Annotated in this window: 22 protein-coding genes; 11 read left to right on the top strand and 11 right to left on the bottom strand. The window is 62.0% G+C overall.

The window, feature by feature from the left end; translation table 11 throughout:
* Window position 1 precedes the first annotated feature (1 nt).
* Window positions 2-331, bottom strand: a complete 330-nt coding sequence (locus NCR40_RS18870; RefSeq protein WP_250510254.1) for a hypothetical protein — start codon at window positions 329-331, stop codon at window positions 2-4.
* On the opposite strand from NCR40_RS18870, the gene NCR40_RS18865 reads away from it, so the two are divergent.
* Together NCR40_RS18865 and NCR40_RS18860 are read left to right on the top strand one after the other, a co-directional pair.
* Window positions 330-1,625 (top strand): MFS family transporter, encoded by a 1,296-nt coding sequence (locus NCR40_RS18865; protein WP_244829262.1) that lies wholly within the window; start codon window positions 330-332, stop codon window positions 1,623-1,625. The two genes, NCR40_RS18870 and NCR40_RS18865, sit on opposite strands and share 2 nt — an antisense overlap.
* A 269-nt stretch (window positions 1,626-1,894) precedes the next feature.
* Window positions 1,895-2,572 carry a hypothetical protein gene (locus tag NCR40_RS18860; RefSeq protein ID WP_250467421.1) on the top strand — a complete coding sequence of 226 codons (678 nt, stop codon included), beginning with the start codon at window positions 1,895-1,897 and terminating at the stop codon, window positions 2,570-2,572.
* 3 nt (window positions 2,573-2,575) lie between these two features.
* Here the strand turns inward: NCR40_RS18860 and NCR40_RS18855 are convergent, their stop codons facing one another.
* Entirely contained in the window at window positions 2,576-2,725 is a 150-nt protein-coding gene (locus tag NCR40_RS18855; protein ID WP_250467420.1) for a hypothetical protein, read from the bottom strand.
* 61 nt (window positions 2,726-2,786) lie between these two features.
* A complete protein-coding gene (locus tag NCR40_RS18850) occupies window positions 2,787-3,860 on the bottom strand; it encodes an AraC family transcriptional regulator (RefSeq protein WP_502800997.1) in 1,074 nt (357 codons plus the stop codon).
* A 157-nt stretch (window positions 3,861-4,017) separates the two neighbouring features.
* Here NCR40_RS18850 and NCR40_RS18845 point away from each other — a divergent pair, with 157 nt between their 5' ends.
* From NCR40_RS18845 to NCR40_RS18835, 3 genes are all read left to right on the top strand, one after another.
* A complete protein-coding gene (locus NCR40_RS18845; RefSeq protein ID WP_350029308.1) occupies window positions 4,018-5,151 on the top strand; it encodes an acyl-CoA dehydrogenase family protein in 1,134 nt (377 codons plus the stop codon).
* A 55-nt stretch (window positions 5,152-5,206) separates the two neighbouring features.
* Complete coding sequence (locus tag NCR40_RS18840; RefSeq protein WP_250510251.1) at window positions 5,207-6,904, top strand: AMP-binding protein; 1,698 nt, start codon at window positions 5,207-5,209, stop codon at window positions 6,902-6,904.
* A gap of 107 nt (window positions 6,905-7,011) precedes the next feature.
* On the top strand, window positions 7,012-7,731 hold the full coding sequence (locus tag NCR40_RS18835) for a hypothetical protein (RefSeq protein ID WP_370652187.1): 720 nt from the start codon (window positions 7,012-7,014) through the stop codon (window positions 7,729-7,731).
* A gap of 152 nt (window positions 7,732-7,883) precedes the next feature.
* Here the strand turns inward: NCR40_RS18835 and NCR40_RS18830 are convergent, their stop codons facing one another.
* From NCR40_RS18830 to NCR40_RS18820, 3 genes are all read right to left on the bottom strand, one after another.
* Complete coding sequence (locus NCR40_RS18830; RefSeq protein WP_250510250.1) at window positions 7,884-8,429, bottom strand: DUF6572 domain-containing protein; 546 nt, start codon at window positions 8,427-8,429, stop codon at window positions 7,884-7,886.
* 272 nt (window positions 8,430-8,701) lie between these two features.
* Window positions 8,702-9,859 (bottom strand): AI-2E family transporter YdiK, encoded by a 1,158-nt coding sequence (ydiK, locus tag NCR40_RS18825; protein ID WP_250510249.1) that lies wholly within the window; start codon window positions 9,857-9,859, stop codon window positions 8,702-8,704.
* Between the two features lie 314 nt (window positions 9,860-10,173).
* Window positions 10,174-11,091 (bottom strand): LysR substrate-binding domain-containing protein, encoded by a 918-nt coding sequence (locus NCR40_RS18820; RefSeq protein WP_250467415.1) that lies wholly within the window; start codon window positions 11,089-11,091, stop codon window positions 10,174-10,176.
* 105 nt (window positions 11,092-11,196) lie between these two features.
* Here NCR40_RS18820 and NCR40_RS18815 point away from each other — a divergent pair, with 105 nt between their 5' ends.
* Complete coding sequence (locus tag NCR40_RS18815) at window positions 11,197-12,186, top strand: glutathione S-transferase family protein (RefSeq protein ID WP_250510248.1); 990 nt, start codon at window positions 11,197-11,199, stop codon at window positions 12,184-12,186.
* 8 nt (window positions 12,187-12,194) lie between these two features.
* Here the strand turns inward: NCR40_RS18815 and NCR40_RS18810 are convergent, their stop codons facing one another.
* Both NCR40_RS18810 and NCR40_RS18805 read right to left on the bottom strand, forming a co-directional pair.
* Window positions 12,195-13,046 (bottom strand): 3-hydroxybutyryl-CoA dehydrogenase, encoded by an 852-nt coding sequence (locus NCR40_RS18810; protein ID WP_244829272.1) that lies wholly within the window; start codon window positions 13,044-13,046, stop codon window positions 12,195-12,197.
* 51 nt (window positions 13,047-13,097) lie between these two features.
* Complete coding sequence (locus NCR40_RS18805) at window positions 13,098-13,577, bottom strand: 2,4'-dihydroxyacetophenone dioxygenase family protein (RefSeq protein ID WP_250510247.1); 480 nt, start codon at window positions 13,575-13,577, stop codon at window positions 13,098-13,100.
* Between the two features lie 127 nt (window positions 13,578-13,704).
* On the opposite strand from NCR40_RS18805, the gene NCR40_RS18800 reads away from it, so the two are divergent.
* The 4 genes from NCR40_RS18800 to NCR40_RS18785 all read left to right on the top strand — a co-directional run bounded on the left by NCR40_RS18800 (window position 13,705) and on the right by NCR40_RS18785 (window position 16,734).
* Window positions 13,705-14,625: an ABC transporter ATP-binding protein gene (locus tag NCR40_RS18800; protein ID WP_244829274.1), complete on the top strand. Its 921-nt coding sequence runs from the start codon at window positions 13,705-13,707 to the stop codon at window positions 14,623-14,625.
* Window positions 14,626-14,670: 45 nt separating this feature from the next.
* On the top strand, window positions 14,671-15,432 hold the full coding sequence (locus NCR40_RS18795; protein WP_244829275.1) for an ABC transporter permease: 762 nt from the start codon (window positions 14,671-14,673) through the stop codon (window positions 15,430-15,432).
* A 46-nt stretch (window positions 15,433-15,478) separates the two neighbouring features.
* On the top strand, window positions 15,479-15,979 hold the full coding sequence (gene msrB / locus NCR40_RS18790) for a peptide-methionine (R)-S-oxide reductase MsrB (RefSeq protein ID WP_250510246.1): 501 nt from the start codon (window positions 15,479-15,481) through the stop codon (window positions 15,977-15,979).
* A 230-nt stretch (window positions 15,980-16,209) separates the two neighbouring features.
* The gene (locus NCR40_RS18785) at window positions 16,210-16,734 is read left to right on the top strand and encodes a hypothetical protein (protein ID WP_250510245.1); all 525 of its coding nucleotides are present in this window, start codon (window positions 16,210-16,212) and stop codon (window positions 16,732-16,734) included.
* Between the two features lie 22 nt (window positions 16,735-16,756).
* Here NCR40_RS18785 and NCR40_RS18780 read toward each other — a convergent pair whose 3' ends face one another.
* Entirely contained in the window at window positions 16,757-17,920 is a 1,164-nt protein-coding gene (locus NCR40_RS18780) for a metallophosphoesterase (RefSeq protein WP_250510244.1), read from the bottom strand.
* A gap of 214 nt (window positions 17,921-18,134) precedes the next feature.
* Between NCR40_RS18780 and NCR40_RS18775 the strand changes: the two genes are divergently transcribed.
* Complete coding sequence (locus NCR40_RS18775; protein ID WP_250510243.1) at window positions 18,135-18,743, top strand: hypothetical protein; 609 nt, start codon at window positions 18,135-18,137, stop codon at window positions 18,741-18,743.
* A 55-nt stretch (window positions 18,744-18,798) separates the two neighbouring features.
* Here NCR40_RS18775 and NCR40_RS18770 read toward each other — a convergent pair whose 3' ends face one another.
* Both NCR40_RS18770 and gabT read right to left on the bottom strand, forming a co-directional pair.
* The gene (locus NCR40_RS18770) at window positions 18,799-20,259 is read right to left on the bottom strand and encodes an NAD-dependent succinate-semialdehyde dehydrogenase (RefSeq protein WP_250510242.1); all 1,461 of its coding nucleotides are present in this window, start codon (window positions 20,257-20,259) and stop codon (window positions 18,799-18,801) included.
* Window positions 20,260-20,320: 61 nt separating this feature from the next.
* On the bottom strand, window positions 20,321-21,646 hold the full coding sequence (gene gabT, locus NCR40_RS18765; protein WP_502800996.1) for a 4-aminobutyrate--2-oxoglutarate transaminase: 1,326 nt from the start codon (window positions 21,644-21,646) through the stop codon (window positions 20,321-20,323).
* Between the last annotated feature and the right edge of the window lie 205 nt (window positions 21,647-21,851).

Here is a 21,851-nt window from a genome sequence, read left to right as displayed (position 1 = left end):
TTCATACGAAACTCCAATGATGGACGAGCGAGACTTTATCGATAAATCCGCGGCGCCGTGTTCGATAAGGGAAATTCCCTAACCCGTGGCCACGCCGGGAAACATGCGAATGGCGTAAGCCGCGCGAAGGCTTTGGCGACAAGCCGCGTCGGCTGAAAGCATAAAGATGGATGCCGCCTTTGTCGCGCGCCGCATCGGGGAAATCACAATCATCTTTGCGCGCTTTTCCGCGAATCGTCGTATAAACTTGCGCCCGAACGCCGCAGAGCGATTCGCCCCGGCAATGTCGTGCCGGCCGATCAAACGCCGAGACCAGGAACAGACTACCCATGAACGACATTCCCGCCTACACCGCTGAAGATACCCGTCGCCGCGTATTCGCGATCGTCGGGGCATCGTCGGGCAATCTCGTCGAATGGTTCGACTTCTATATCTATTCGTTCCTTGCGCTGTATTTCTCGGCGGCCTTCTTCCCGAGCGGCAATCCGACCACGCAATTGTTGAATACCGCGGGCGTGTTCGCGGCGGGCTTTCTCATGCGCCCGATCGGCGGGTGGCTCTTCGGCCGTATCGCCGACAAACACGGCCGCCGCAACGCAATGATGATTTCCGTGCTGATGATGTGCGGCGGCTCGCTCGTCATCACTTTTCTGCCGACGTATTCGAGCATCGGCGCGTGGGCGCCGTTCTTTCTGCTGATCGCGCGGCTGTTCCAGGGCTTGTCAGTCGGCGGCGAGTACGGCACGAGCGCAACCTATATGAGCGAGGTGGCGCTGCGCGGCCGTCGCGGTTTCTTCGCATCGTTTCAATATGTGACGCTGATCGGCGGGCAGCTGGCCGCGCTGCTTGTGCTGGTCATCCTTCAGATGTTTCTCTCGACCGAAGAGCTCAAGGCGTGGGGCTGGCGCGTGCCGTTTTTCGTCGGCGCTTGCGCGGCGCTGATCTCGCTTTTTCTGCGTCGTTCGCTCGAAGAAACCACGACCGCCGAATCGCGGCAACGCAAGGAAGCCGGCACTTTGCGCGGCCTGATGCAGCACAAGGGCGCGTTCATGACCGTGGTCGGCTTCACGGCGGGCGGATCGCTGATCTTCTATACGTTCACCACGTACATGCAGAAATATCTGGTCAATACGGCGGGCATGCACGCCAAGACGGCCAGTAACGTGATGACGGGCGCATTGTTCGTCTACATGATCATGCAGCCGCTTTTCGGCGCGCTGTCGGACCGCATCGGGCGTCGTCAGTCGATGCTCTGGTTCGGCGCGCTCGCCACGCTCTGCACGGTGCCGCTGCTGCACGCGTTGCGCGACGTGACGAGCCCGTTCATGGCGTTCGTTCTGGTCGTGGCCGCGCTTGCCATTGTCAGCTTTTATACGTCGATCAGCGGTCTCATCAAGGCGGAGATGTTTCCGCCCGAAGTGCGCGCGCTGGGCGTCGGGCTGTCGTACGCCGTCGCTAATGCGGTGTTCGGCGGATCGGCGGAATATGTGGCGTTGTGGCTGAAGTCGGCGGGCAGCGAATCGGCGTTCTATTGGTATGTCACCGCCATGTGCGCCATCTCGCTTGTCGTGACCTGGCGCATGCTCGATCCGAGCAAGGTGGGCTATTTGCGCAACGAGCCTTAATATAGTGGCCGCGACGGGTTGGCAAGCGCTCTTTGCGTGGCCTGTCGCGTTCCAGTCGTAATCACCGGCGCCATTAGCGCGGACCCTTATGTCCGCCGGGCTTGCCGATCAAGGTAGTATGGTGTTTGATGCGGTATGAATCTGCAGGTGAAGCGCGCCCCACGGCGCACGGACGCAAGAAGCGCAAGCCGGAAGCGCTGGCGCGCGACTCGAACGCGCGCATTGTCGACATGCGCCTTTGGGTGCATCGGTCAGCCGGGAGCCCTTTCATGGAAGATTTCGATGAAACGCTATTCGTCGTCTGGCGAGCCAACCTGAATGTTCTGGTGGGTTCGCCGGGCGGCGCTGCGCGACTCGCGCGGATGATGAGCTTCTCGCCTTCGCTGATGAAGCTCATCGTCGCGGGTCAGCGCGACTTCAACGAGGAATTCGTGCGCGGTATCGAGCTCGTGACGGGCTTGCCGCCGCACTGGATGGACGAGCGCCGCAACCCCGCCGAAGTGCCTTCCGGCGTGCAACGCGCGCTCGACGAAGAAGCGCCCGTCGCGGTGTTCCGCGGCACGGCGCATCCCGCGCCCAAGCGTTCCGTGTTGCGCGGTCCCGATCCGCTGTTGTCGCAAACGGAAGCAACGCGCCGCGTGGCCGATCTCGCGCAGCAGCAGGCGGAAGCCAATCGTCGCGATCTTTTGTTTCGCAAAAATCGCGAACTGCTGTCGCAGGATTTGCGTCGGCTGGAACGCCAGCTAGGTTTGCTGCAAGTCGAGCCAATGCTGCCCAAGGCCGATGAACTCATCGCCTCCGACCGCATGAGCGAAGCGGCGAAGGCGGACCTTTCCGGCCGTCTCGAACAGATCGACAAGCATGTGAAGTTGCTGCATCAGCACGTCGACAAACTGGTGACGCTCCTTTCGACTCCGGATGAACCGGGTCCGAACGATCCCCTCTGAGTCTTACTTAGCCCGCTTGCGTTCCTCGTTGTCTTCCGGCTCGGCGTCCACGGCAATCGGATCGCTTGCCGGGAAGGTCTCATCCAGCGCTTCGTCGAGCAACTCCTCTTCGTGGGTGGGCGTCGCGGGTTCGTCGGGCCGTGCTTTCGTCATGATGCGCTCCGTGGGCAATTCTTCGACGCCTCAATATAGCAGCGTCGATATCCGCGCGCTCTCAGCGTGCGCGGCGATAATCCGCCGGCCGCACGCCCGTCCACTTTCTGAAGGCGCGCCGGAAAGCGCTCGGTTCCGCAAAGCCGAGCGCGTTCGCAATCTGAGCGATGGTTTCGTCGGTATCCGCAAGACGCGAGAGCGCCAGATCGCGGCGTAGCGCGTCCCTGATGGTTCGATACGTCAGCCCTTCCTGCGCGAGACGCCGACGCAAGGTGGCCTGCGCGATATTCAATTCCGCCGCCATGCGGTCCGCCTCGGGCCAGTCGGCCGGCGCGGTCTGCCGCAAGCGCTGCCGAATGCGCGCCGCGAGCGATTCCGAATTCCGATACTTGACGATGAAGTTCGCGGGCGCGTCGCGCAGAAAGCGCCTGATCGTGGCGGTTGTCTGCACGACGGGCAGCGCGGCGCATTCGGGCGATAAATCGACGAATGAACGCGGCGCGTCGAAACGAAGGGTGTCGCAGAACATCAGCCGGTATTCGTCGCTATCCGCTGGCTCCGCGCAACGAAAATCGGCCGCAAGCACCGGAATGCGTCGCCCGACGAGCCAGCACAACAATCCATAGACGAGGATGAAGCCGGTCGCGCAGGCAAACATGCTCTTGGGCTCGCGTTCGCCGTGGCCGTCGTTCAGCCAGAGGCGCACGCGCGTCGCGCCGATATCCGGCTCGAACGATAACTCGTCCAGCACGAGCCGCATGAATCCGGCGATGCGCCCGAGCGCCTGTGCGCCGTCGCGCGCGCTCAACGCGGCGTGCGACATCAGCACGAAGCTGCCGCGCCGCATCGGGTGCGCGTCCTGGCCGAGGAACTCGTCGTCGAGCGCGTCGGCGATGGCGTGCCACAGGCGGCCGTACCGCGCGGGCGTGACGCGCGCATGCGGCGTGTCGAGCAGCGCGGGCGCGATCTGCGCGGCGTCGAGCAGCATCGCGCGATCGACGCCGCGTGCTTGTGCGCAGCGCAAGGCTGCGTCGACGAGACTCGCGGCGATCGAATCCCGTTCGATGTCCTTCGTGGATGTTGGGGTTGTCACTAGGTGGCCAAAGCGCTCAGTTAGCGTGATCGTTTCAGGCATCGGCTAATGTCCGGCGATTGCCTAGACTCGTGCACACGCCACGCGCGCCGCGCATGATCGAGGCATGACTTGCAACGCGCCGCAGCGCCGTTTCCGAAAGACGCGGCGAGCAAGTTTATCCGATCGCTTCAGGCACCTTCTACGGGCTCCAACCATGATCGACAGTTTTCTTACCGAAGAGCAGCGCATGATTCGCGACGCCGCGCGTCAGTTCGCGACCGAAGTGCTTGCGCCGAACGCGGGTCAGTGGGACCGGGACGGCGCGTTGCCCGACGCCGTCGTGCGGCAACTCGGCAAACTGGGTTTGCTCGGCATGATCGTGCCTGCGGAACTCGGCGGCACGTTCAGCGACTACACCGCCTATGCGCTCGCGATGGAAGAAATCGCGGCGGGCTGCGCGTCCTGCGCCACGTTGATGAGTGTGCACAACTCGGTCGGCTGCGGCCCGATCCTCGCTTTCGGCACCGACGCGCAGAAGACCGAATGGCTGCCGAAGCTCGCGAGCGGCGAAGTGATCGGCGCGTTCTGCCTCACCGAACCGCAGGCGGGTTCGGAAGCGAACAATCTGCGCGTGCGCGCAACCGAGCGCGACGGCAAATGGGTGCTTTCGGGCAGCAAGCAGTTCGTGACCAACGGCAAGCGCGCGGGCGTGGCTATCGTCTTCGCCGTGACCGATCCCGAACTCGGCAAGCGCGGCATCTCGGCGTTCATCGTGCCGACCGGCACGCCTGGCTTCAATGTCGGGCCGCCAGAGCACAAGCTCGGCATTCGCGCATCGGATACCTGCGCCATCACCTTCGACGATTGCGCGATTCCCGCTGCGAACCTGCTCGGCAAGCGCGGCGAAGGACTCAAGATCGCGTTGTCGAATCTGGAAGGCGGGCGCATTGGCATTGCGGCGCAGGCGCTCGGCATCGCGCGCGCGGCCTTCGACGCGGCGCGCGCCTACGCCCACGATCGCAGCCAGTTCGGCAAGCCGATTCTCGAGCATCAGTCGGTCGCGAACATGCTCGCCGACATGCACACGCAACTGAACGCCGCGCGCCTGCTCGTGCTGCACGCGGCGCGCATGCGCACCGAGGGCATTGCGTGTTTGTCGGAGGCTTCGCAGGCGAAGCTGTACGCGTCCGAGATGGCGGAGCGCGTCTGTTCGCATGCCATCCAGATTCACGGCGGCTATGGCTATCTGCAAGACTATCCGGTGGAGCGGCATTATCGCGATGCACGCATCACGCAGATTTACGAAGGAACCAGCGAAGTGCAGCGCATGGTGATCGCGCGTCAGCTCTGAAACCGGCTTTCAAGCACGCGCCGCACGGGGCAATCAAAACAATCACGGAGACGAAATGAACCCGGCAGAGCCTTTCATCGAAGCACGCGACTTTTTGCTGCGACATCGCACCGATTACGACACCGCGTATCGCGAGTTTCAGTGGCCGGCGCTTAGTCGTTTCAACTGGGCGCTCGATTATTTCGATCCGATGGCGCGCGGCAACCATGCGGCTGCGTTGCATATCGTCAACGAAGGTGGCGGCGAGACGCGTCTTTCATTCGCGCAGATGAGCGAGCGTTCGGCGCGCGTCGCCAATCATTTGCGCGCGCTGAACGTCACGCGCGGCGAGCGTATCTTGTTGATGCTGCCGAACCGAGTCGAGTTGTGGGAGACCATGCTCGGCGCGATGAAGCTCGGCGCTATCGTGCTGCCCGCGACCACGCAACTCGCGCCTGCCGACTTGCGCGACCGCATCGCGCTTGGACGCGTGCAACACGTGATCGTCGATGCGGGCGAGACGCACAAGTTCGAAGGCATCGACGTGACGGGACTGCGTTTCGCCGTGGGCGAGCCGCGCGATGGCTGGCTTGCCTACGACGCGGCCTACGAAGCGTCGCCGGACTTTGCCGCAGATGGCGAAACGAACGCCAGCGATCCCTATTTGCTGTACTTCACTTCGGGCACAACGTCGAAGCCCAAGCTCGTCGCGCATACGCACGAGAGCTATCCGGTCGGGCATCTTTCGACGATGTACTGGATCGGCCTGCAACCCGGCGACGTGCACTGGAACATCAGCTCGCCGGGCTGGGCAAAGCACGCGTGGAGCTGCTTTTTCGCGCCGTGGAATGCACAGGCTTGCGTCTTCATCTACAACTTCAGCCGCTTCGATGCGGCGCGCACGCTCGATGCGCTCGTGCAATACGACATCACCACGTTATGCGCGCCGCCGACCGTGTGGCGCATGCTGGTGCAAGAGCCGCTGGCGTCCTACGCGGTGAAGCTGCGGGAGATCGTCGGGGCGGGCGAGCCGCTCAATCCCGAGGTCGTCGAGCGCGTGCACACGGCGTGGGGCGTGCCTATCCGCGATGGCTACGGCCAGACTGAAACCACCGCGCAGATCGCCAATACGCCGGGTCAGCGGGTTGCGCCGGGGTCGATGGGACGTCCGCTGCCCGGTTACCGCGTGGCGCTGCTCGATCCAGATGGCGCGCTCGCCGACGAAGGCGAGATCGCGCTGGTGCTGAATCCGCCGCCGCTCGGCCTGATGACCGGTTACGCCGATAACCCGACCGCCACCGAAAACGCGATGCGCGGCGGCTTCTATCGCACCTCGGACGTCGCCTCGCGCGGCGCGGATGGCTACTTCGTCTACGTCGGCCGCGCGGACGACGTGTTCAAATCTTCGGACTATCGGCTGAGTCCGTTCGAGCTGGAGAGCGTGTTGATCGAACACGAGGCGATCGCGGAAGCTGCTGTCGTGCCGAGTCCGGACCCGTTACGGCTCTCCGTGCCGAAGGCGTTCGTTACCCTGCGACACGGCTTCGCAGTCGGACCGGAACTGGCGCGAAGCGTGTTCGCGTTTTCGCGCGAGCGGCTCTCGCCATATAAACGCATTCGAAGAATCGAATTCGCCGAGTTGCCGAAAACCATCTCGGGCAAGATTCGGCGCGTCGATCTTCGTCGACAGGAAGCCGCTCGCACCAACACTGCCGTGCGCGGCGAGTTCGAATTCTGGGAAGAGGATTTTCCGGAGCTTCGCCAGCAAAAATGATTTCGCCGAACATTTCTCCTGACGTAATCGCAAGCAAATGTAAACAGCGCGAACCGTCAATTTGTCTGAAGGTCGAACCGAGCCTGTTCGATCATCGGACAAGTCAAATGGAGGAACGCAACATGGTGAAGCGCTCGTTGAGGTTTGCGCTACTGGCGGCTGGTTTGACGGGAGCGCTTGTCGCGCCGGTCGCATCCAACGCGCAAATCAACCTGCAGCAGTTCGGATTTGGCAGCGGCAAGTCGGATGTGTCGGGCAGCGCGGGCACGCAGTCGTCGGGATTGGGTTCGCTAGTGCAAAGCTATCTCGGCGCGAATCAACAAGTGTTGAGCGGACAATCGAATCTTGCTTCGGCCATGGGAATGTCCGGCGTCGCGAGTCAGGCGCAGTCGGCGGCGGGACTGCTGTCGAGCGCGTCGGGGAGCGGCGGTGTGCCGAGCAGCAGTGCGCTGTCGCAGCTTGGCGGTACGCAGCAAAGCGTGTCGCAATCGCTGATTCAGGCTTTTTCCAGTGGATCGACCACGCCGCCGACGGCCGCGAGCAAGCAAACTTTCACGGATGGGCTAGCTTCGCTGGGTCAGGGCGTCAAACAATACGCGGGGCTGCAATCGAATCTGAGTTCGGTCAAGAATTCGATGAACATGTCCTCGCTCATGCAGGCCGGCTCAAATCCTGGCACGGCGCAGGCGGCAACGTATATCGCGCAATCGGCGCCGGGGCAGTTGCAATCGCTGATGCAGACGCTTACGCAGGCTGTGCAGTACGCGAAGACCAATAATATTGCCGTGCCGTCCATCGCAACGTCGGCGTTGAGTCTGGTGCAGTAACTTCGGAAGTGCCCAAGAAAAAGCGGCGAGGCTTTCAGGCCTCGCCGCTTTATTTGCTTCCCGAATTGGCTCACCGGTGTATCCCGTGAGAGCTCACCCGTGTTTCCGAAGCGCGCTCGTCGCGCACCGAACGGCTCCGAGTACAACGAAATTCAGTTCATTGCCGCGCGCCGCAACGACAGGCGGGTAAGAACCGCCGGGAGAGTCTGCGCCTGTTGCGCCCTGGAAGGCATCAACGGCGGCAGATAAGAGATGTCGGTCACGTCGGCGAGGCGACTGCGCGGGTCCGCATCGAGCACTTCGATAGCCGCGGGTTCGACCAACTCGGCCTCGACCTTGGCGACGTCGTCGACCTTGATGCCGAGCGAGCGCCGAACATCCACGGCGCGCACACGTACATCGAAACCCGCCGCGTGGATGACGCGCTCACGCGTTTTCCAATACTGCAGCGCGCTGGGCGTCATTTTGTGCATCGACACGTATTCAAATACGATCTGATATCCGCGAACGTGCGGATAATTCATAAGTAACTGACCTGAGCGAATATAACGGTTATAGCCGTCTATTTTCCGCGTCAGCAAATCCTCATGCATTTTTTCATCGTGCCAGTCGCATTCATCGAATATCCCGACATACACGCGCTTGAGCAAGGAATTCACTCCGATGTAGTCGATGACGTCCACGTCGCGCAGAGACATGGTCATTCCCCTACGCCCTGAGAGGGCAAGTATCAAAGAAGTGCATTGTAGCGGAATATGTCTCTTTAATTCACAGCGAAACATTGTGTGTTTGCTTGCGTATTCTCAAATTAATCAGAGTCCTAAGCCATTGCTTAAGCGATTTCTTATTTTGGGATGATTCAAAATATAAAGCTGGATTTGTATCGCGTTAGATACGCTTTAGGTGTTTTCCTAATTTTGCGCCCAGTGCCGGTTCAGCAGATATAGGCGTAATGTTTTGCGCCGTCCGCTCATACGTCGCTTATGCCTCGCGCGGCCGTCGATCCGGTCAGCTCTTCCTTACTCATGGCGTCTACTTGCGGCAATGAAGGCTGTTCGTTGATCCACGCGTTCAATATTGCCGAGGTGACCGCGAGAATGACCGGGCCAATAAACAATCCGACAATTCCGAATGCGAACATGCCGCCAAGCACGCCGGAAAGAATCAGCAGCATCGACAAATTGATACCGCGGCGGATGAGTATGGGACGTAAAAAATTGTCGAGCATGGCAATCATGATCGACCAGATCAGCAACAGAATCGCGGCGACGTGCGACCCGTGCCAGAAAAGCCAGGCGACGCCCCCAAGCAGTGGCAAGAGCGGCCCGATTTGCGCGAGGCACAACATCAGCATGACGGCGGTGATGATGCCCGCGGCCGGCACGCCCGCGATCCACAAGCCGATTCCTCCGAGCGCCGATTGCGTCACGGCCGTCACGACAATGCCGAGCGCCACCGCGCGAATGGCGAGGCCGGCGAGCTTGATGGCTTCGGCGCCACGCTGCGCGGCAACCCGCGTTGCGAACCGCACGATGAAGCGGCCCGCTGCCTCGCCCTGCATGTATAGGATGCCGGAGATGATGATCGTGATCACCATGTGCATCACGAACACCCCGACGACGGCTGCGTGCGACAGCATCCAGCGCGCTGCGATCGTCACATACGGTTCGATGCGGGCGAGCAGGCCGCCGGGGCCGGCGTCGGAAAGCGTCTGCCATTCGGCCGAGACGCGCTGACCGGCGAGCGGCACGTCGTGTACCCAACTCGGCGGCGGGGGAAGTGCATACGTGGGCAGGCTCTTGATGGCCGACATGATCTCGACGCCGTGCAATGCGAGCGTGGAGATAGCCTGATACAACGGCAGCACGATGACGATCAGCAGCACGAGCAGCATGACAGTCGTCGCGGCCCAGCGGCGATTGCCGCAGCGGCGTTGCACCGCGACCATCAACGGCCAGGTGGCGACGACGATCGTCGTGGCCCAGATCAGCCCCGGCAGAAACGGCCGCAGGATATAAAGGCTGCCAACAGTCAGCGCAGTCAGAATGGCAATGACGAGCAGAATGCGCGCGATATCGACTGGCTGTCGCGGGTTCAAATTCGGCGGCCCGTTCGGAGTGGTGGACATGGTGCCTTGAATGAAGAGAAATCAGTGAGACGGGGCGTTTTAGCGCCGGCATCATAGCGGTAAGTTCGGCGGCATCCAATCCATACTACTAAAAATTGCCGATGGCGCACGGTATTCGGGCGCGCTGGCAATGTGCGGTGGCTTCGCATACGCTTAACGAAACGATCACTCGACGAGATGGCAATCATGCTCATGCAAGCACGTGAAGACGACGGCCGGCGGCGCAGGCGGCTGCGAGGCCTCTTCGTATATTCGCTGTGGCTTTTATGCTGTCTGGTCTTTTCGTTGCCTTCGGTAGTCAAGCTGCCGTAATTTCAGGCGAACGCGTCGATGCCATCGACCAGACGCCTGGCCAGACGCGCCTGACGGAACTGCTCGATCCACCATTGCAACGCGCGGCCTTCGTGATCGCCGCGCCATGCCACGTATAGAACGTTAGGCTCGCGCGGATCGCCGGTTTGCTTTGCGATCAGTTCGCCACGCGCCAGCAACGAAGCCACTCGATGCTTCGGCACCCAACCGCAGCCAAGTCCTTGCCGTTGAGCAAGAATCTTCGCGCGCATGCCCGGCACGGCGAGCGCCGCTTGTCCGCCGAGCACGCCGTAAGCGCGTCCCGCCGATCCATGCGATGAATCCGCGACCGCCACCGCGCGATGCGCCGCGATCTGCTCGCGCCCGAGCGGTTCTGCCGCCTTCGCCAGCGGATGGCGCGGCGCCACGGCGAACACCCATTCCATCACGCCGAGTTCGAACCAGCGCAGGCCGGGAATCGCGGGCGGTTCGTTCGTCGCCCCGACGATGAGGTCGGCGCGGCCATCGCGCAGTGCTTCCCACGTACCGCCCAGCACTTCATGCGTCATCCGCAGGGTTACGCCGGACGCGAGCGCGTCGAACGCCTGCACGACCGGCAGCAAGGTCTCGAACTCGAGTATCTCGTCGCAGACTATCCACAACCGGTCTTCCCAGCCGCTCGCGATCTGCTTCACGCGCTGCGTCAGACGCGACACGTCGATCATCAGACGCGCGGCTTCATCGGCGAGAAGATGGCCCGCTGGCGTCAGTTGCAGGCGGTAGCGACGGCGGTCGAACAGCAGCGCGTCGAAGCGCGTTTCCAGTTGCCGCGCGGCATGCGAGATCGTCGAGGGCGCGCGGCCTAGTCGCGCCGCCGCGCGGGAAAGACTGCCGGTCGAGCGGATTGCATCGAGCAGGGCGAGTTCTTCCTCGGATAACATGTTCGACTCCATCGAACGTTCATCGGCGCGATGGTACGGCAAGAGCAGCGGCGCGGTCCACCACGTGCTTGGAGATGACGCAAACAACGATCAGGGAGCATGCAGATGGGACTTCTCGTCGACGGGCAATGGCAGGACAAGTGGTACGACACGAAATCGACTGGCGGGCGCTTCGTGCGCAAGGACGCGGCGTTTCGCAACTGGGTCACGGCCGATGGCGCGCCCGGTCCGAGTGGCGAGGGCGGCTTCAAGGCGGAAGCGGGCCGTTATCACTTGTACGTGAGCCTGGCGTGTCCGTGGGCACATCGCACGCTTATCGTGCGCGCGCTCAAGGGGCTGCAAGAAATGATCGGCATCTCGGTCGTTCACTGGCTCATGCTCGAAAACGGCTGGACCTTCGCGGATGGTCCGGGCGTCGTGCCCGACGCCATCAACGGCGCGCGCTTTCTGCATCAGGTCTACACGGCGGCGGACGCGAGCTACACCGGCCGCGTGACCGTGCCGATTCTCTGGGACAAGGCGCGCGGCACGATAGTCAGCAACGAGTCGTCCGAGATTATTCGCATGCTGAATGCCGCGTTCGACGGCCAGGGCGCCAAAGCGGGCAATTACTATCCGCCCGAGTTGCGCGCGGAGATCGACACGCTCAACGCGCGCATCTACGACAGCGTGAACAACGGCGTCTACAAAGCGGGCTTCGCGACCACCCAGGCCGCGTACGAGGAAGCCGTGCAGCCGCTCTTCGATACCCTCGACTTCCTCGATGCGCGCCTTGCCTCGCACCGTTATCTCGCGGGCGAGCGCTTCACCGAAGCCGACATCCGACTGTTCACGACGCTCGTGCGCTTCGACGCCGTGTACGCCGGCCACTTCAAATGCAATCTGCGGCGCGTAGCGGATTATCCGAATCTCTCCAACTACACGCGCGAGATTTACCGGATGCCGGGAGTCGCGGACACGGTGAACTTCGAGCACATCAAGCGGCATTACTACGAGAGTCATCGCTCGATCAACCCGACCGGGATCGTGCCGGCCGGTCCCGTGCTTGACTTCGCCGCGCTGCACGACCGAGAGCGTCTGCCGAAAAGCGCGTAAGCCTGAGCTCAGTCGTACCGATAAACGCCGCGCTTCGTCTTGCGGCCGAGATAACCCGCGGACACGAGTTCGCGCAACAGCGGGCACGCTCGATATTTCGAATCGCCGAAATCCTTCAGAAACACGTCCATGACCGAGAGACAGACATCGAGGCCGATGAGATCGGCAAGCGCGAGCGGACCGATAGGATGGTTTGCGCCGAGCTTCATGCCCGCGTCGATTTCCTCGGCGCTCGCCACGCCTTCATAGAGCACGAAGAAGGCTTCGTTGATCATGGGCACGAGAATGCGGTTGACCACGAAGCCAGGCGAGTTCTTCACGCCGATGGGCGACTTGTCCAGCTTCTCGGTGAGCGCGCGCACGGCGTTCGCGGTGTCGTCGCTCGTCTGTACGCCGCGAATCACTTCGACGAGTTGCAGCAGCGGCACCGGATTGAAGAAGTGCATGCCGATGAACCGCTCGGGCCGCGCAAGCGTTGCGCCAAGCGCGGTGATCGAAATAGACGATGTGTTCGACGCGATGATCGCCTCGGGCCGCGCCGCTGCTTCGATCTGCTTCAGAATGCGGTGTTTGAGCTCGACGTTCTCCGTGGCCGCCTCGATGACGATATCCGCGTCCTTGAGCCGCCCGTAATCCGTGGATGTCTGGATGCGCGCAATCGCGGCATCGCGCACCGACGCTTGCAGCTTGTCTTTCGACACCAGCCGTTCCAGGCTGTTCGTCAGCGTGGCCACGCCCTTGGCGAGCGCGGCGTCCGTCACGTCGATCAGCACGATGTCGAATCCCGCCACGGCCGCGACCTGCGCGATGCCGTTGCCCATGGTTCCCGCTCCGACGATACCCACCGTCTGTATGCTCATGCGCGCTTCCTCCAATGGATGTTTGTGCGATGCACGATTCTAACCACGCCTTCAGCCGAACGCCGTCAAGTCGCGTGTTTTTAATCCATGCGCGCGGCAATAGGCAGCGTAGCGCTCCCAGCCGCTGCGCCAGTCTTCGGCGGCAAGTATTTGCCCGTTTTCGTTTACGAAGAGCAGCTCGCCCTGAATGATGTTGAGCGTGACGATCTGATCGCTGCCGTCCACCACTGGAACGGCTTCCGGCGTGTGACTGGAACCTGCGGTCTCGTACACGATGCTGCCTTTGTCCGCGATCCACGCATGTTCGCGATACTTCCAGCGCCCTTCGACCGTGTAGACGATTACCGTGCCCGTATGCCGATGCCGCGGCATTTGTCCGCGCGCCGGCGCCTTCAAAAGGGCGATGGTTTCGCCGCGAACCGGATCGAGCTTGAAGTATTTGACGAGCACGTGCTCGCTGTATGGCGTGAAGGGCACCCACGGCACGTCCGCGTCGTTGATGCAAGCGGTTTGAATCTGTTCGAACAGCATGTCGGCTCCCTTGATCAGACGCCCATTGTATGCAGCGCGGCACGCGCCGTGCATCGGCCAAACGGACGACCCCTGAAAGCCCCGTTCGATCCAGCCGGATCGCGCCTTATCTGCTATCGTCCGTGCCATGCCAACCATCATTACCATTTCAAACCTCTCCAAGACCTACGAGTCGGGGTTCAGCGCGCTCCGGGACGTGAATCTGGAAATCCGGCGCGGCGAGATTTTCGCGTTGCTCGGTCCGAACGGGGCGGGCAAGACCACGCTCATCAGCACGGTTTGCGGCATCGTGAATCCCAGCTCGGGCACGGTCACCGTGAACGGACACGACATCGTCACGGACTATCGCGCCGCGCGCGCGATGATCGGGCTCGTGCCGCAGGAACTCACCACCGACGCCTTCGAAACCGTGTGGGCGACCGTATCGTTCAGCCGGGGCTTGTTCGGCCGGCCGAAAAACCCGGCGCATGTCGAGAAGGTGCTGAAGTCGCTGTCGCTCTGGAGCAAAAAGGACAACAAGATCATGACGCTTTCGGGCGGCATGAAGCGGCGCGTCCTGATCGCCAAGGCGCTCGCGCACGAGCCGCAGATTCTCTTTCTGGACGAGCCGACGGCCGGCGTCGATGTCGAACTGCGCCGCGACATGTGGAACCTCGTGCGCGAACTGCAAGCGAACGGCGTGACCATCATCCTCACGACGCATTACATCGAGGAAGCGGAAGAGATGGCGGATCGCGTAGGCGTGATCAATCGCGGCGAGATCGTGCTGGTCGAAGAGAAGGCCGAACTCATGCGCAAGCTCGGGCAGAAGAAGCTCGCGCTGCAATTGGATCACGCGCTGGCTGCCGTGCCCGCGTCGCTCGCGCCCTACGGCCTGCAATTGTCCGCCGACGGCAACGAACTGACTTACACCTATGACGCCCATGACGAGCCGGGTCGAATCATCGCGCTATTGCGCCATGTCGATGAAGCCGGCGTGCGCTTCAAGGATCTGCAAACGACGCAGAGCTCGCTCGAAGACATCTTCGTGAGCCTCGTGCGCAACTAGTCGTATCGGACCGGGAGCATCGATTCCGGTCGACAGGGAGACCACATGAATCTTCACGCAGTACGCGCGATCTATCGCTTCGAAATGGCGCGCGCCGGACGCACGCTCATGCAGAGCATCGTGTCGCCCGTCATTTCCACTTCGCTCTATTTCGTGGTGTTCGGCGCGGCCATCGGCTCGCGCATTCCGCAAGTGGACGGCATCAGCTACGGTGCGTTCATCGTGCCGGGACTCGTCATGCTGTCGCTGCTCACGCAGAGCATCGCGAACGCTTCGTTCGGCATTTACTTTCCGAAGTTCACGGGCACCATCTACGAGCTCTTGTCCGCGCCCGTGTCGTATTTCGAGCTCGTTCTGAGTTACGTCGGCGCGGCGGCGACCAAGTCGATCATTCTCGGGTTGATCATTCTCGCGACTGCGCGGCTCTTCGTGCCGCTGCGGATCGACCATCCATTTTGGATGATCGTGTTTTTGCTGCTGACATCGCTGACATTCAGCCTGCTCGGATTCATTATTGGCATTTGGGCAGACGGTTTCGAGAAACTTCAGATCATTCCGCTCTTGATTGTCACGCCGCTCACGTTCCTCGGCGGCAGCTTTTATTCGATCAACATCCTGCCGCCTTTCTGGAAAACGGTCGCGCTTTTCAATCCGGTCGTGTATCTCATCAGCGGCTTTCGCTGGAGTTTTTACGGTCTCGCGGATGTTTCCGTAGGCGTAAGCCTTGCGATGACGTTAGTATTTCTGGGCGTGTTCATCGCTATCACGGCGTGGATCTTCAAGACCGGCTATCGCATCAAATCGTAGCGGTTGGCGCCGGCGGGCGTCGTCACCATCAAGAGGCGTTCATCGAATGAAAATCATGAAACGCACTAAACGCACTTTCTTCGGCGCGGTCACGGCCACTTTCACGGGCGGCTCCATTGCCTCGCGCGGCGCGGACACGGCGCTTGCCGACCCGTACGAGATGAACCTGAGCGATGCCGGATGGCGCCGCCGCCTTTCCACTGAACAATATCGCGTGCTTAGGCGCGGCGCGACCGAGCCGCCGAACGCCAGCCCGCTGATCAACGAGCGTCGCAACGGCTCGTTTTTTTGCGCGGGATGCGGATCGCCGCTCTTTGCCTCGTCGGCAAAGTTCGATAGCGGCACCGGATGGCCGAGTTTCTCCATGCCAATCGACGGCGCCGTCGCCACCCGCGCCGATGCAACGCCCGGCTCCCTTCGTCACGAAGTGCTTTGCCGGCGTTGCGGCGGCCATCTCGGGCATGTCTTCGACGACGGCCCGAATCCCACTGGTCTGCGTTACTGCCTGAACGGCGCTGCGCTGCTTTTTCGCCAGACCGAAAGCTGACCTGGCCAAAGCGCGTAGAACGGATACGGTCGCCGGCGCACGCGCCGAACGCTTTGGTTTCGCCTTGAAGCAAGGCGAGCCTTTCGCGCATCAAAACGATCGGTGACAAAATTTCGCACTCCGTCTCAATCATCTCGAAGGGTTGACAGGGCAGAATCGAAACAACATCCTCGTCAGGATGTATGCGAGAGAAAGCCTGGCTGGCCTCGCTGACATTGAGAGACTGAGCCATGAAAATCAAAATAATCGACTTCTGCACAGCGTTGCTGATCGGCTCGCTGACTGGCCTATTGAATGGCGGCAATGCGTTTGCTCAACGTCAACCAAGCGCAAAGGTTGCTGCGCTGTCCATCGAAGGCAAGATGCTCGTGCAGATCATCGGCGAGGTAAAAGCTGTCGATCCGGACGCGCATCGCGTCACCGTGGTCAATGCGCAAGGGCAGGAGACGCAGTTGAACGTCGGGCAGGAGATGCAGGATCTGAACAAGTTGCCTATTGGCACACGAGTGAATAGCACGGCCCTTCGCGCGGTTACGCTCACGCCCGTCAAAGCGCAGCCTTTGCAGGAAATGCTGCCGGGGCAAACGCAGTTCGTCGGGCAGGTTACGGGCGCCGACAGTGCAACCGGCGTCGTCATGCTGAAGGACGCCAACAGCTTGCCAATCGAGATACGTACAACCCATCCCGGCGACGCTGCCGCGCTCGCATTCGGCGCGACCGTGAAAGTGGTCTGGAAAAGCGTTCCGAAGCGTTGACTCCATGCAGGCCAAGCTCGGTTCAAGCTGCAGGCGCCGCGACCAGCCTCACGCGCGTGATTTCGGAAGGCGCGCCGAGGCGCTTGGGCGGTCCCCAATAGCCCGTTCCTCGACTCGTGTACACCCACAGTCCGTTAAATTTCACGAGACCCGACACGAACGGCTGCTGCAGCTTGACGAAGAAGTTCCACGGAAAGAACTGTCCGCCATGTGTATGCCCCGACAGTTGCAGCGTGAAACCCGCATCGGCGGCGGCGGTCGCGCTGCGTGGCTGATGGGCAAGGAGCACGCGCACGGTGGCATCGGCGGGAGCGCCTTCCATCGCTTTAGCCGGGTCGCTCCGGTGCGCGGGATCGAAGCTGCCCGCGCCGTAATCGGTGACACCGGCGATCACGGCTTGCGCGCCGTCGTGGTTCAGCACCACATGCTGATTGAGCAGCACATTCATGCCGAGCCGCCGGAATTCAACGATCCACTTGTCCGCGCCCGAGTAATACTCGTGATTACCCGTGACGAGGAACGCGCCGTGCCGCGCGCTCAATTCCGCGAGCGGGCGTGTATGAGCAGCGAGGTGCGGCACACTGCCATCGACCACGTCGCCCGTCACCGCGATCAGATCCGGCTGCAACGCATTGACGGCCGCGACGATTCGCTCGACATAGTGCCGCTTGATAGTCGGGCCGACGTGGATATCGCTAATCTGCACAATGGTGAAGCCTTCGAGCGCCGCCGGCAAATTGTCGATGGGCACGTCCACGCTCTTTACCGGCGCGCGCTTTCGCGCGTTGTAAAAGCCGGCGACGGACGAGAGCAACGCGAGCATGGGCACGGCCAGCGCACTCTCGGCAACGAAGCGGGGCGAGCCTATGGGCGTGCCGCGCAGCCAGTCGAACACATGCACGGACAGCAGCACGAGATCGCGCGCGAAGGTCAGCAGCAGGAGCGACGAGAAGAAGCCGAGCGCGGTCAGTCCGAACCAGGCGAGCCGATCCGCAAGCGGTTGCTTTTCGATCGATCGCGCAGACATGCCGAGCGGAATCAAAATTAGCGAGGCGACAAGCAGCGCGATGGCAAGCGCCTTGAGCGCCGGGCCGACGGGCGCATCGGGAATGAGCCGCACGCCAACGTAGATATGAAAGAGAACACCAATGCCAATGAAGCGGATAAAAAATGCCGAACGTCGCATAACGCCCCTAAAAGGTCAAAAATGCGGCGGGCAAGAATACGCGTGACGCGTCGGCGCGTCGAATATACGCGTCGTTGCCCTTAGCCGGTCCTGTCGTTCGATTCTACCGGTTCGGGGCCATATCCGCCGTGGGCGTGCGTCTGGGCGTAGTCGTCTGCATGATATCGTCGAGCGAATTTGTTTGGACTACCGATGTGCAACAAGGAGTGATCAAATGAAATCAGGCTTTCGCGCGCTTTCTCTCTTTCCAATGACGGCAATCGTCGTGGCGTCCGGCACCGCTTTCGCTCAGACCAACGACGCATTGACGAACCAGGCGCGGCAGGTCATCGGCGCGGCGCAGCCTATCCACGTTCAAGCCGTCATCACGGGCATAGACCCGTCGACGCGCACGCTCATCGTGCATGGTCCGCGTGGCGATTCGACAGTGCTCGTCAACAAGGAAGTGACGGGTTTCGATCAGCTTCATGTTGGCGACAAGGTCGATGTCCAGTACAAGAACGCTTTGCTTTCGAACGTGGAAAAGGTAACGGGCAAGGATCAGGGCCTGCGCAAGCGCGTGGACACGCAAACCTATTCGCCCGCTTCGGGCGCGAATGGCGCAAGCGGCTTCGATTCATCGCGTCAGGTCGAGATTCTCGCCACGGTCGTGAGGGTCGACAAGAAGCATCACACCGTCACGCTGCGCGGACCGTGGCGCACCGAGACCATGGACCTTCCGCCCGATGTCGCAGCCGACAACCTCAAGAAGGGCGACACCGTGCATGCGGTGTTCGTTTCCGCGGCCGCGGTGAAAGTGACGCCCGTCGCGGCATCGAAATGAGCGAAGGCCCCGGCGTTAAACACGCGCGGGGCCTTCGCTCGGTGCATCGGCTAAATCAGACCTGCAGGCACAGATACTTGATGACGACGTAATCGTCGATGCCATAGTGCGAGCCTTCACGGCCCAGTCCCGATTGCTTGACGCCGCCGAACGGCGCGACTTCGTTCGAGATCAGGCCGGTGTTGATTCCGACCATGCCGTATTCGAGCGCTTCCGCCACGCGCCACACGCGTGCAATGTCGCGGCTGTAGAAGTATGCGGCGAGTCCGAATTCGGTGTCGTTGGCCAGGCGAATGGCTTCGTCGTCGGAAGAGAATTTGAAAATCGGCGCGAGCGGGCCGAACGTCTCTTCTTTTGCCACTTGCATGGCCGGCGTGACGCCGGTAAGCACGGTCGGCTGGAAAAAACCGTGGCCGAGCGCATGCCGCTTGCCGCCGGCCGTCAGCGTCGCGCCTTTGGCCAGCGCATCCTCGATATGCGCTTCCACCTTCTTCACCGCCGCTTCGTTGATGAGCGGGCCAAGCAACACGCCGTCATCCGTGCCGCGTCCAACCTTCAGGTCGCCTACAGCCGTCGCCAGTTTCGCGGCGAACTCGTCGTAGACGCGCTCGTGCACATAGAAGCGATTCGTGCACACGCACGTCTGACCGCTATTGCGATACTTCGATGCAATCGCGCCTTGCACTGCCGCGTCGATATCGGCGTCTTCGAACACGAGGAAGGGCGCATTGCCACCGAGTTCCAGCGTGACTTTCTTGACCGTGGGCGCGCTTTGCGCCATCAGGAGACGGCCTACCGCCGTCGAGCCTGTGAACGAGAGCTTGCGCACGGTCGGGTTGCCCGTCATTTCGCCGCCGATGGCTTTCGGGTCGCCGGTCAGCACGCTCAACACGCCCTTCGGCACGCCCGCGCGCTCCGCGAGCACGGCCAGCGCGAACGCGGAGAAGGGCGTGGCTTCGGCCGGCTTCACGACGATAGGACAGCCCGCCGCCAGCGCCGGACCGACCTTGCGCGTGATCATTGCTGCCGGGAAGTTCCACGGCGTGATCGCCGCGCACACGCCGATTGGTTCCTTCGTCACGACAATGCGCTTGTCCGCGGCGGGCGTGGCGAGCGTGTCGCCCGCCACGCGCTTGCCTTCTTCGGCGAACCATTCGATGAACGACGCCGCGTAGACGATCTCGCCCTTCGCTTCGGCGAGCGGTTTGCCTTGTTCGGTCGTGAGGATGAGCGCAAGGTCGTCGGCGTTGGCGATCATCAGGTCGTACCAGCGGCGCATGATGACCGCGCGTTCCTTCGCGGTTTTCTTGCGCCATTCGGGCCACGCGGCGTTGGCGGCCGCGATGGCGCGGCGTGTTTCGCTCGCGCCCATTTGCGGAACGGCGCCGAGCGACTCGCCGTTTGACGGATCGAGCACGTCGAAGGTGGCGCCGTCATCGGCTTGCTGCCATTCACCAGCGATATACGACGCGTGACGAAGCAGTGCCGGGTCCTTGAGTTGGTCTTTGAGGCTCATTTGCTTGCGATTCCTTCTTGAGATTTCTGCATTCAGCATACGACGAAGGGGCGAACCGTGCTCAAGCCGCGGCGGCGATGGTTTCGCTCAACACTTCGTTGAGAATGCCGAGGGCTTCGTCGAATATAGGCTCCTGGATCGTGAGGGGAAACAGAAAGCGCACGACGTTGCCATACACGCCGCACACGAGCAGTAACAAACCGCGTTCCAGCGCGCGCGCCTGCACGCGCTTGGCAAAATCGGCATCGGGTTCGTGCGTGCCGGGCTTGCAGAACTCGGCGGCGATCATGGCGCCCGGACCGCGCACATCGGCGATCTGCGGCACGTCCCGACGAATCGCTTCGAGCTTGGCTTTCAGCTTGTCGCCGAGCGTGTTGGCGCGTTCGCAGAGGTGCTCTTCGTCGATGATATCGAGCACCGCGTGCGCCGCCGCCACCGCGAGCGGATTGCCCGCGTAAGTGCCGCCGAGACCGCCTGGCGCCGCGCTGTCCATGATGTCCGCGCGGCCCACGACGCCCGATAGCGGCATGCCGCCCGCAAGACTCTTCGCGATCGTCATGAGATCGGGAACCACGTCGTAATGCTCCATCGCGAAGAGTTTGCCGGTGCGCGCGAATCCCGTCTGCACTTCGTCGGCGATCAGCAGAATGCCGTGCTCGTCGCAGATCCGGCGCAGGCCGCGCACGAAGTCCGCGGGCGCCGGATTGAAGCCGCCTTCGCCTTGCACGGGTTCGAAGATGATCGCCGCGACGCGCTTGGCTTCGATATCCGCCTTGAACAGATGCTCGATGGCGCGCAGCGAGTCCGCCACCGATACGCCGTGCAGCGCGTTGGGAAACGGCGCGTGATAGACGTCGGCGGGGAACGGCCCGAAACCGATCTTGTACGGCGCGACCTTGCCGGTGAGCGCCATGCCCATCATCGTGCGGCCGTGAAAGCCGCCCGTGAAGGCGATCACGCCGGGCCGCCCGGTTGCCGCGCGCGCGATTTTCACGGCGTTTTCGACGGCCTCCGCGCCGGTCGTGAAGAACGCGGTCTTCTTCGGCGCTTGACCGGGCGCACGGGCGCTAATTTTTTCCGCGAGGGAAACGTAAGATTCATAAGGCACGATCTGATAGGCCGTATGTGTGAAGCAGTCGAGTTGCGCGCGCATGGCCTCGACGATCTTAGGATGCCGATGCCCCGTGTTGCACACCGCGATGCCCGCCGCGAAGTCGATGAAGCGGCGGCCTTCGACGTCCCAGAGTTCCGCGTTCTCGGCGCGCGCCGCGTAGAAGTCGCACATCACGCCGACGCCGCGCGGCGTGGCGGCATTCTTGCGGGCCTGAAGGTCCGCGTTGGTGGCCCGAGTGACGTTGGCGGGCGAGGTTTGAGGAAGTTTGGACACGGCGAAGTTCTCCTTGGGGCGCGGCGCGCGGTTGCATCAGTCGGATTCAGAGCCGACTATAGTTAAACTTGGCTCTCCTGGTCAGAGCCATTCCGATGCATCCAATGGAGCCAATTCCACTTGGTTCGCCGCGATCCTAGCGATCGAAATTGGCAAAAAATCGCGCGGAACTGGCACGCGACGCGCGACTGGAGGATCATGTGCG

Origin of the sequence: Caballeronia sp. GACF4 (assembly GCF_023631025.1) — a bacterium.
Taxonomy (GTDB): domain Bacteria; phylum Pseudomonadota; class Gammaproteobacteria; order Burkholderiales; family Burkholderiaceae; genus Caballeronia.
The sequence above is the reverse complement of the archived record's forward strand: the minus strand, read 5'-3'. Positions and strand labels throughout refer to the sequence as shown.